Origin of the sequence: Bradyrhizobium sp. (genome assembly GCF_019244115.1) — a bacterium.
GTDB lineage: Bacteria > Pseudomonadota > Alphaproteobacteria > Rhizobiales > Xanthobacteraceae > Bradyrhizobium.
In genome coordinates this window covers 1-10986 of the sequence record NZ_JAFATE010000538.1, presented here as the reverse complement: position 1 = coordinate 10986, position 10986 = coordinate 1, and the positions used below count along the sequence as shown (strand labels likewise).

The following is a 10986-nucleotide window of genomic DNA, read 5'->3' as shown; positions in this document are numbered from 1 at the left end:
CAGAAGCAGCAGGATGACGAGGCCGAATATGGCAAGCTGGTTGCCAAGGGCACCCCGGTCGCCAAGCTGAACACCGGCATCGATGGCGGCATGAACCAGGTGTTCGCCTCGAAGGTGCCTGGCGCCTCGACCGGCCTGTCGGAGGGTGGCGACGGCCAAAACCTGTCGCTCGCGTTCTCGACGATGCCCGGCACGATTCCTGGCACGGTCAACCCGCCGCGTCCACCTGATGATGCCGCTGCGGTCGTAGCCGCGGCTCCGGCCGCGCAGCCGGCGCCCGTTGCCGCGCCCGCGCAGACCCGGGTCGCTTCCGCATCGCCATCGGGCGAGAAGTCCGAAGGCTTCTTCGTCAGCCTTGCCCGCAAGGTCGGGATCGCCAGCGCCGACACCACGGCGTCCGCAGCACCTGCGCCTGCTCCGGCAAAACCCAAGGTCGCCGAAGCCAAGCCGCTGCCAAAGGCGTTCAAGCCGGCCGAGGCCAAGCAGGCGCCTGCCGCGGCCGAGCCCAAGCAGGTCGCGGCAACGACTGCCCGCGCGCCCCTGAAATCCTCGATTTCCGAGGCACCCGCCGCCGATCCGAACGCGGCACCCGTGAAGGATACCCTGCTGGCCGGCGCCCAGCCGATGGTTTCCTCGTCGTCGTTCGAGAGCCGCTTCTCGGCGATGAAGTGAGTTTGGGGCCGCCCTCCGGCGGCGAAACCCCGGTTCCAGCTTCCAAAGTTCGATCAACTGGCTGAACGTGCGCGTCGCCGCGGTTTTCGCTGCGTTCGCGCTCGTTCCACTTGGCAGGCTCGTCTTTGATCGAAAGCAAGCCGGGCGCTGCGCGGTCGTGCAAGTTGATCCGGCCCACGCTTCCTTTCGGACCGTACCGGCGGTATGGTTGCGAATTGTCATTGAACCGTCACACAATCACAAAATGTCGGAAACTGCAGTGATATCAACGGTCCGAGGCAACGTCGGCGCCGCTGAGCCCGATGGCGGGCCTGCCCAGCAGGGCAAGAATGGTACGCAAGGCTCGGTCGTTTCCGCACCAGAGCAAAATCCGGGCGCCTCCCCTGCATCAGCGCCTGCTCCTGTCGAGCCGGATGCCGTTCGCGACGTGTCGACGCTAGCCGAGCCGGCCGCCGCGGACGTCGGCGGGCCCGGTCCCAGAGCGCCCGCGACCGAGATCGAGCTCAAGCTGCTCGTCGATCCCGATCGCCTGGCGGATTTCAATGACGTAGGCGTCATCGCGACACATGCGCGCAGCAAGGGCACGCGCAAGCATCTGAAAAGCATCTACTACGACACGCCCAGGCGGACCCTCAGGCGCAACGGGCTGAGCTTGCGGGTTCGCCAGAGCGGCGCCCGCTTCGTGCAGACCGTAAAGCTCGAATCCGCCGGCGATCCGCTGCGGCGTGGCGAGTGGGAAGCGAGCGTCCCGTCTGCCGATCCAGATGTGGCCCTCGCAATGCCGTTCGTCCCGGAAGAGCTTCGGCCCGAGATCGCGCATGACGGACTTGAAGCGGTTTTCACCGCTGACATCCACCGGCACGAGCGTGTTCTCGACATGCCCGCGGGCACGATCGAGATCGCTTTCGACCACGGCTTGCTCAAGGCCGGCGCCTGGTCGCAGCCGGTGAGCGAAATCGAGCTGGAGCTCAAGGGCGGCAGCCCCAGCACCATTTACGACCTGGCCCTTCGGCTCAGCGAGCACGGACCGGTCAAGCCCTCGATCCGCAGCAAGTCCGCGCGCGGCCATGATCTTGCGGCCGATACGCCGCCCACCGCGCGCAAGCCAGGCAAGCTCCACCTCGACCCAGCGGTCGCCCTGGACGATGCCTTCGCGACTATCCTGCGCGCCTGCCTGCACCATCTTCTGCAATCGTTGCCGGCCGCGGAAGACGGCCGCGATCCGGAAGGCATCCATCAGCTCCGCGTTGCGCTGCGGCGGTTGCGTACCGCCTTCGACCTGATGCGAGCGGCCGGCCCGCTCAGCAGGCTCGACACCCTGCGGTCGGAGGCCAAATGGCTGGCGCAGGGCCTCTCGGCCGCGCGCGACTGGGACATCTTCCGAAAGAATACGCTGCCGGAAATCGCAAGCGCCTGTCCCTCGATCGGCGGCTTCGATGCTTTGGGCGATGTCGCGGAACAACGCCGTACCGACGCCTACCGCAAGGTACGCTTCGTGCTGGCCGATCGCCGCGCGACCTCGTTCATTCTCGGCCTCGGCGCCTGGATCGAGACCCGCGGCTGGCGCGGCGACATTCCCCCCGCGCGCCTCGGACAATTTGCCGGGCCCGCCGCCAATTTTGCGCGACAGCTTCTGTCGACGCAGCACGCAAAAGTGCTCAAGCGCGGCCGCCATTTCAAGTCGCTCGATCCCGACCAGCGGCACCGCTTGCGGCTCGCCGTGAAGAAGCTGCGCTACGTCGCCGAGTTCCTGCTGCCCTTGTCCGGCCCGCGGAAAGCTGCAAAACGGTTCGCCGACAAGCTGGCCGAGTTTCAGGAGGAGCTTGGCGCCTACAACGACATGGCGGTGACCGCAAAGCTGCTCGCAGGACTTGGAACGGCATCGCTGGACGGCGGGCACGCAGCCGCCGCGATCACCGGCTGGCAGGCGCGCGCCATGATCGGCGGCGAGCCGCGGCTGCGACAGGCCTGGTCGGACTTTGCGAAGACGAAGCCGCCCTGGTCGGTCGACGCGGAGGCAGAACGGGCGCCGTAGCAACTCTGGCTGCTGCGTCCTACGGATCAATCAGCACTCCCGGATTGAGCAGGCCGTGCGGATCGAGCTCGCGCTTGGCGGCACGCAGCGCTGCGGCGAACAGATCTGGCCGCTGCCGATCGTACCAGGGCCGGTGGTCCCGACCGACCGCATGATGATGCGTGATCGTGCCGCCGGCTGAGATCAGCGCATCGCTCGCCGCGATCTTGATGGCCTGCCACTGCTCGAGCAGGGCACCATGACGGCCGAGCGCGTGGAACGAGAAATAGGGAGCCGGGCCGTCCGGGTAGACATGGGTGAAGCGGCAGGTGACCTCGCCCTTCACGCCGGTCACCTCGAAAATGGCGCGCTCCGTCGCCGCCTTGACCTCATCATGAAAGCTCTCGAAGCGATCCCAGGTGATGGCGGTCTCGAACGTGTCGTTCACGATGGCTGCGGGATTGAGAAACTCCCGCGCATAGGGCATGCGGATGAAGGCGTTGCGCCAGATGCCGGCAGCGCCTTTCAGATGCGCATCGGCGGCCCCGGCGGGCTCGACCGTCCCGCCATGATCGGTACAGCATTGCAGCGCGCGCGCCATCCACGGTTCGAGCGGATGATCGCCGGACTCGAAGGCCAGCACCATCACGGCAAAGCTTCCGTCGCCGGCACCGGTGTTATAGGCCTCGTGCGGATCGAGGATGCGGCAGTTCGACGGAAAAAGTCCGGCTTGCGCGATGGCGCGCACCGCGCGCGCCGCGGCGAAGAACGTCGCAAACCGCACCGAGGCGCCGGCGCGGAAAGTCGGACGCGGCTGCAGCCGCATCCAGGCGCGCGAGATCACGCCCAAAATGCCTTCCGAACCGATGAACATCCGATCCGGGCTCGGACCCGCGCCCGAGCCGGGCAGCCGGCGCGTCTCTATCACGCCGCGGGGCGTGACGACGCGCAGGCTTTCAACGAAATCGTCGATATGGGTGTAGAGGCTGGCGAAGTGGCCGCCCGAGCGGGTCGCGATCCAGCCGCCCAGCGTCGAATATTCAAAGCTCTGCGGAAAATGCCGCAAGGTCAGGCCATGCGGCCTGAGCTGGGCTTCCAGGTCAGGACCATAGGTACCGGCCTCGATCAAGGCGGCGCGCGAGGCCGCGTCCACTTCGACCACCCCGGAGAGATGGCGCAGATCCAGCGTGACCGCCGCCTTGTAGCGCTCGCCGTCGACCTGCGGCTCGACACCGCCGCAGACGCTCGAACCGCCGCCGAACGGCGTCAGCGAAGCGCCGACCGATCCCGCCCAGTCCATCACGGCGGAAATCTCCGCCTCGCTGCGCGGATAGGCGACGACGTCGGGCGCGCAATCATAATCGCCGAGCATCGCCCTGACATAATCGGGGTAGGATTTGCCGTAGGCATGCGCGGCGCGATCGTAGTGATCGGTGGTACAGAACGGCGCGAGCGTGGCCGGCGGCATGATGCACGGCGCGCGCAAGGAGATCTCTTCGAGGCGCGGAACGGCGATGCTGTCAAAATCGTCGCGGGCAAATTTTGCGCGGTAGCGGCCGAGCAGGAAGTCGCGTTCTTCCGCGCTCATGCCTTCGCCTTCGCGCCCCCAGCCATAGTGTTTCAGCCTCGCGCCGGTCATGAGCGTCCCTCGCCGTTTGTTGTTGTGAACGACGGCGCCGCAAGCGCTGTCGCGCCTTGTCGCAAACCATACGCGCACCGCGATTTGTGTGCTAGTGCTGGGGCTGATGATCCGGATGAGGGACGATCATGCCCGCTGGTCTCGTTCAGACGTTTCGTGCGTTCGCCTATAACAACGCCTGGGCCAACCATCGGCTGCTCACCGCCTGCGAGGGTCTGAGCCAGCGGGATTTTGCGGCGAAGCGAACGAACTTCTTCCCGAGCCTGCAGCTCACATTGAACCACATCTACGTCATCGATCTCTTCTATGTCGATGCGCTGGAGGGCGGATGGCTTGGCCCCAAAGCCTGGGAGAACGAACTCCCCTGCCCTTCGCTTGTGGAACTGAAGCCCGCGCAGGCCGCGGTCGACCGGCGGCTGATCGCGCTGTGCGATGCGCTGACGCCGGACGCGCTCGATGGCATCGTGCGGGTCAATCGCGAGACCGAGGTGCAGAGCGAACGGCGTGACCGCCTGCTCATGCACCTGTTTCAGCACCAGATCCATCACCGCGGCCAGGCGCATGCCATGCTCGCCGGAACGGCCGTCGCGCCACCGCAGCTCGATGAGTTCTTCGCAGCCGCGGAAGCGCCGCTCAGGGAGGCCGAGTTCAAGAATCTCGGCTGGACCGAACAGACCGTGTGGGGCGGTGACACGACGGGGCGATAGACGCTTTCCAAATAATGGATAAGCTGGCCGCCATCCGGCGGCTTTGCACAAACGCAGGGGATTAAACCCGGCAAAAACATCAAAACACCGGGAAGACCGTCACGGGGAGGATTTTTCGAATGCCGGGCATCCATCTGCTCGACCGTTTGATCGGCGAGGACTATCCGAGCTTTGCCAGCGCCGCCGATGTCATGACGTTCGAGGCAATTCCATACGCCGATCGCATCGCCGCGGAGAGCACCTATGAGGCCCTGAGACTCGGTGCCGCGCACAATCCCGACGCGCCCGCGATCAAATTCTTGCCCAATGCCGATCCCGCCGACGCGCCCATCGTCATTAGCCATCGCGATTTTGTCGCGCGCGTCACACAGGCTGCCAACATGTTCCATGCGCTCGGCGTCCGCAGCACCGACGTGGTGAGTTTCCTGCTGCCGCTGCTGCCCGATGCATTCGTGACACTGTTCGGAGCTGAGGCGGCCGGCATCGCCAATCCGGTCAACCCGCTGCTCGAACCGCACCAGATCGCCGAAATTTTGGAGGCTGCGCAAACCTCCGTTCTCGTCACCCTCGGCCCGATGCCCAACACCGACATCTGGCAGAAAGTCGACCAGGTGCGAAAGCATCTGAAACATCTCAAGGCGATCGTGCAGGTCCATGGGACAGGCGATCCGGCAAACGGCATCCACGCGTTCAACGAGCTCATCAAAGCGCAGCCGTCCGATCATCTCATCAGCGGCCGCAAGATTTTTGGCAGCGACGTCGCGGCCTATTTCCACACCGGCGGCACCACCGGCACCCCAAAACTCGTTCGCCACACCCACACCAACCAGGTCTACCAGGCCTGGGGCTGCAACCTCATGCTCAAGGCGCAGGCCGGAAAAAATCTGCTGTTCGGCATGCCGCTGTTTCACGTCGGCGGCTCGCTGACCCAGACGCTCGCTACGCTCTCGGCCGGCGGCTGCCTGGTGGTGCTGTCGCCGAGCGGATGGCGCAATCCGAGCAGCATCAAGAACATCTGGAGCCTGGTCGAGCGCTTCAAGCCGGAGGCGCTGTCGAGCGTGCCGACGGTCTTGGCTGCAACGCTGGCGATCCCGCCCGGCCAGGCCGACATTTCGAGCCTGCGCTTTGCCGCCGGCGGCGGTTCGGCGATCCCGGTCGCGGTCGGCAAGGCAATCGAGGACAAGCTCAAGCTGCCTGTCTTCGAGGTCTACGGCATGACCGAGACGTCGAGCGTGCACACCATCGCCTATGCGGATCGTCCGATCCGGCTCGGCTCGGTCGGCCTGCCCCTGCCCTACAGCCGCGTCCGCATCGTCAAGCTCGACGCGGATGGCCATCTCGAGCGCGACTGCGCGGTGGACGAGATCGGCGTCGTGATCATGGCGGGGCCCGGCGTGTTCGGCGGTTACCTCAACGAGGCCCACAACAAGGGCGCGTTCGTCGACGGCAACTGGGTCAACTCCGGCGATCTCGGACGGCTCGACCACGACGGCTTTCTCTGGATCACCGGCCGCGCAAAAGATCTCGTGATCCGCGGCGGCCACAACATCGATCCCGCGCCGGTCGAGGACATCATGTTCCAGCATCCGGCCGTCGGCTTGGCCGCGGTTGTCGGCCAGCCCGACGCCTATGCCGGCGAGCTGCCGGTCGGCTATGTGCAATTGAAGCCGGGGGCGAGCGTGCAGCCGGGCGAGCTCGAAGATTTTGTGCGCGAGCGCACGCCGGAGCGCGCCGCGGTGCCGGTGCAGATCATCCCGATCGATCCGATGCCGCTCACCGGCGTCGGAAAAGTGTTCAAGCCAAGCCTGCGGTGGGATGCCGCCACGCGGGTGTTTTCCGGTGTACTGTCGCCGCTGATGGAGCGCGGCGTCGACTGCAAGGTGAAGGTCGGCCCGCATGGCAGTCATGGCAGCATCGCGACCGTCACGCTGGCGGGCGTGCCCGAAGAGACCCGCGAGGCGCTCGCCAATGAAGTGGACATGCTGCTCGCGCCCTTCGTGATGCGGCATGAGGTCAAGTGGGTGTAGCGGGTCGTGAGGTCGGCGGGCGCCGCCTCCCGCGCCGTCATTGCGAGGCGCGAAGCGACGAAGCAATCCAGACTGCCGCCGCGGCTAAAGTCTGGATTGCTTCGCTTCGCTCGCAATGACAGCTGAGAACGCGGCCGGCATCTCCAAGACAAGTCCCAGCGTTCTCGCGGCATGATCTGCCCGAGCTTTGCAAGAACGTTGTCCCGCCAAGTGAAGAGGGCGCAGGGAATGCCGGGTGAGGGCCTCACCCATGGCCCGCCTGCAGCAAAAAACGCAGGCGGCAGTTACCACAGGATCAGCCAGATCATCCGGCATTCCCTGCGCGATGGTTTTAACGGCTTCCTTCGTGCTCTCCCCAGGGAACCGGGCTTTCTTGCCCCTGTCGCTCGCGATCATCTCGCGAGCTTGACACCAGCGTCGGGGTGTCAGGACCACACGACTTCATCGTCCGCATTGGCCTCGCTCGTCCGGCAAAACCAACACGTCCATCGCTCCCCGCCTCACGTTCGGTGACGATTGGCCAAAACGCCCTCTGCAATCGAGGCGGGATAACGGAAGAGGACCACATATTTCCGGAAAACGGAAGCAGATTATTTTTCGCGAGAGGACTGGACACGAGAGTCAACGTTGAATTGGCTCACGAATTTCGATTTTTCGCGCACGTGCGTTTGCCGCGCGGACCGGGCATGAGCCCCCAACCGATCCGCCCCGACGGGCAAATCGATGCGCACGAACCGACGCCCACTTCGCGCGTTGAAGTTCGATCCGGCAGCGATTGGAGCTTTTGCGATGCAATGGGTCGGCATATGGCGAAATCAATATGGCTCGATCCTGGAAATCACCGACGAATCCTATGGGCGGATCAGCGGTACGTTCCAGACGGCGCTGGAGGACAGCCGTTTTCATGGCCAGACCGTTTCGATCTATGGCGCGGCCTGCGGCGATGTCATCGGCTTCAGCGCCGCCGCCGAGGGATCGCTCGGTCCGGCGGCGGTGAGCTACACGGGCATTCTCAGGGACGGCAAGATCGAGACGCTGTGGCACACCGTGGCCGGCACCGCGCTCACCGCGGAGCGCGAAGGCGCGCCGGCGCGACGAACTCAAGTCGGCGCGTGGCGCGCCTTCGGGACGAGTCTCGATACTTTCGAACGGTTGAAGTGACCCAACATTGGAGCGCGTCCAGGATCGTGGGTCGGCTCCGCACGTCAAACCGGTTCCCTCCGCTCCGCGTCGGCTGGTCGCATGGCAACATGTGAACCTGTTCACGGCCGGAGCAGACTTCTTCGAATAACTTTACGCCCGCGCATGCATGCGTCCTTCCCCACGGGGGGCGCAGCAACAGATTGTTGATGAACATCTCGCTGCCAACTGCATCAGGAGGTGGAAGGTGGGCAGAATCATCGTTTGCGGCGGAGCCATCATCGGCCTGAGCGTCGGGATGATGCTCGCCCGCGACGGGCACGACATCACGGTGCTCGAGGCCGACGATGCCGATCTGCCAGCCAACCCGCACGAGAGCTGGGACTGTTGGGACCGTCGCGGGGTGGCCCAGTTCCGCCAGCCGCATAATCTCTTCGCACGGTTTCGGATGGTCTGCGATCAGGAACTGCCGGGGCTGACCGATGCCCTGCTGCGGGCAGGCTGTGTCTGGATCAACTATCTGGACGAATATTCCTTACCTCCAACCATCGATGACAGATCGCCGCGTGCCGGTGATGAAGTGTTGAAGTTCGTGACCGGCCGCAGGCCCGTGGTTGAATGGGCGGTGGCGGCGATGGCAGCGGCCGAGCCGAACCTGACCATCCGTCGTGGGGTCAGGGCCCAGGCCCTAATCACTGGCGCATCCGCGATGGCCGGCGTACCCCATGTGGTCGGCGTACGAACCATGTCCGGGGAAGAGATCCGCGGCGATCTCGTCGTGGATGCGATGGGGCGGCGCAGTACGGCCTGCAAGTGGATTCTCGCAGCCGGCGGTCGCAGCGCGATCGAGGAGGCCGAAGATTCCAACTTCGTCTACTACACGCGATATTTCCGGGGACCGCAGCCGCCGCGGCGGATCGGCCGCGCCCTGGTCCCCATGGGCCTGTTCTCGATCCTGACGCTCCATGGCGACAACGACACCTGGTCGGTCACGCTCTATACCTCGGTCAAGAACAAGGCGATGCGCGCATTGCGCGACGCGGCTACCTTTCATCGCGTGGTTGCCGCCTGCCCCATGCAGGCGCATTGGCTCGATGGCCAGCCCATCACGCCCGTTCTGCCGATGGCCGGAATTCTCGACCGATACCGGCGGTTTGTCGTCGATGAGCAGCCGGTCGTGACAGGCTTTGCGGCGGTCGGCGACGCATGGGCGTGCACCAACCCCTCTGCCGGGCGAGGCCTGAGTGTCGGCCTCGTGCACGCGCAGTTGCTGCGGCACGTCGCGCGGGCGCATATCAACGATCCCGGTGCGTTCGCGCGGGCGTACGATGCGGAGACCGAACGCCACGTCACCCCGTTTTATCGCAACCAGATCGCCGCCGATCGCGTGCGAATCGCCGAGATGAATGCGCTGTCCGAGGGCACCACGCCTCCGGCATCGAATCCGGCGATCGGCGGGTTGATCAAGGCGGCGTCCCACGATCCCGACGTATACCGTGCAATGCTCGAGACCGTGTTGTGCGTTGCGTTGCCCCAGGAGGTCATGGCCAGGCCGCATGTGATCGCGAAGATGGCCGAGTTCGAGCGGCATGCATTACAGCCGGAGCATGGGATCGAGCGAGATCGGCTCATGTGCCTGCTGGACGGTCGAACGGATGCGTCACCCGCGCCCCTTGCCAGCGACCGACGCCCACGCCGGGCTGGCGCCTGTCGATGACGGGTGGAGCGGACTGAAGATGCTGACGCGAAGCCGTCTTCGCAGGTCGGCAGCTTGCGCTTTCGGCATCTACCAGAACGCCTCATGCGGGGATAAGCTCACCTCTGCTTGGCCGGGATCAACCGGCCAGCGATCCCATGGAGGAAGCGATGATCGACCAAGAGCAGCGCAATCCTGAAGCCGATGGTTCCGCGGGAGCGATGTCACGACGCACGCTCGTGCAGGGACTTGCGGTTGCCGCCGGCGCCACGATTGCCGGGATGGGCAGCACATCGGCGCAAACGCCAACACCAACACCAGCGCCGGTCGGGCCGCCGACGACAATCACCACACCGCCGCGCGATTTCGGTCCGGGCGGCGCACCCACGACCTATTTCTGGGACCCCGACATCATCGCGGTCGATCCATCCTTCAACGACCTGGCCCAGCCCAACACTGCCATCAAGCGGCTGTACACCGGCCTGTTGTGGGCCGAAGGGCCGGCCTGGAGCGCCCAGGGCCGCTATCTCGTGTGGAGCGACATTCCCAACAACCGGCAGATGCGATATCTGGAAGATGACAGCCGCGTCAGCGTGTTCCGTTCGCCCTCCAACAACTCCAATGGCAACACCTTCGACTTCCAGGGCCGGCAGCTCTCCTGCGAGCATCTCACCCGCCGCGTCACGCGCTATGAGCATGACGGCACCGCCACCGTGCTTGCGGATTCCTTCAATGGCAAGAAGCTCAATTCGCCCAACGACGTCGTGCCCCATCCCGACGGCAGCTACTGGTTCACCGATCCACCCTATGGCGGCCAGCTCTACGAAGGCGAGCCGGATGCCGGCAAGCTCAATCCGCGGATCGGACAGCCCGCGGACTTCGTGGCGCGCAAGCGCGAACTGCCGACCAATTGCTACCGGATCGATCCCTCCGGACGGATCGACATGGTCGTGACCGAGGAGCTGGTGCCGGATCCCAACGGGCTTTGCTTCTCGCCGGACTACAAGAAACTCTACGTGATCTCGACCGGCAAGGGACCGGGCGACACCGGTCCGGGCGGCAAGGGCGACATGCACGTGTTCGATGTCGGC

General features: G+C 65.2%; 7 protein-coding genes and 1 pseudogene. 7 read left to right on the top strand and 1 reads right to left on the bottom strand.

All coding sequences use genetic code 11. The features are described from left to right. A pseudogene (locus JOZ76_RS23780) lies at positions 1–672 on the top strand (L,D-transpeptidase family protein); the annotation flags it as partial. A 244-nt stretch (positions 673–916) separates the two neighbouring features. Next, complete coding sequence (locus JOZ76_RS23775; protein ID WP_291702484.1) at positions 917–2707, top strand: CYTH and CHAD domain-containing protein; 1791 nt, start codon at positions 917–919, stop codon at positions 2705–2707. Positions 2708–2726: 19 nt separating this feature from the next. Here the strand turns inward: JOZ76_RS23775 and JOZ76_RS23770 are convergent, their stop codons facing one another. Next, the gene (locus JOZ76_RS23770) at positions 2727–4325 is read right to left on the bottom strand and encodes an FAD-binding oxidoreductase (RefSeq protein WP_291702482.1); all 1599 of its coding nucleotides are present in this window, start codon (positions 4323–4325) and stop codon (positions 2727–2729) included. Positions 4326–4453: 128 nt separating this feature from the next. Between JOZ76_RS23770 and JOZ76_RS23765 the strand changes: the two genes are divergently transcribed. The 5 genes from JOZ76_RS23765 to JOZ76_RS23745 all read left to right on the top strand — a co-directional run. Then, entirely contained in the window at positions 4454–5032 is a 579-nt protein-coding gene (locus tag JOZ76_RS23765) for a DinB family protein (RefSeq protein WP_291702480.1), read from the top strand. Positions 5033–5151: 119 nt separating this feature from the next. Further along, on the top strand, positions 5152–7059 hold the full coding sequence (locus JOZ76_RS23760) for an acyl-CoA synthetase (protein WP_291702478.1): 1908 nt from the start codon (positions 5152–5154) through the stop codon (positions 7057–7059). A 789-nt stretch (positions 7060–7848) separates the two neighbouring features. Further along, positions 7849–8220: an avidin/streptavidin family protein gene (locus JOZ76_RS23755; protein WP_291702476.1), complete on the top strand. Its 372-nt coding sequence runs from the start codon at positions 7849–7851 to the stop codon at positions 8218–8220. Between the two features lie 226 nt (positions 8221–8446). Next, complete coding sequence (locus JOZ76_RS23750; RefSeq protein ID WP_291702474.1) at positions 8447–9916, top strand: FAD-dependent oxidoreductase; 1470 nt, start codon at positions 8447–8449, stop codon at positions 9914–9916. A gap of 149 nt (positions 9917–10065) precedes the next feature. After that, the coding region (locus JOZ76_RS23745) for an SMP-30/gluconolactonase/LRE family protein (protein ID WP_291702472.1) at positions 10066–10986 on the top strand (921 nt) is incomplete at its 3' end.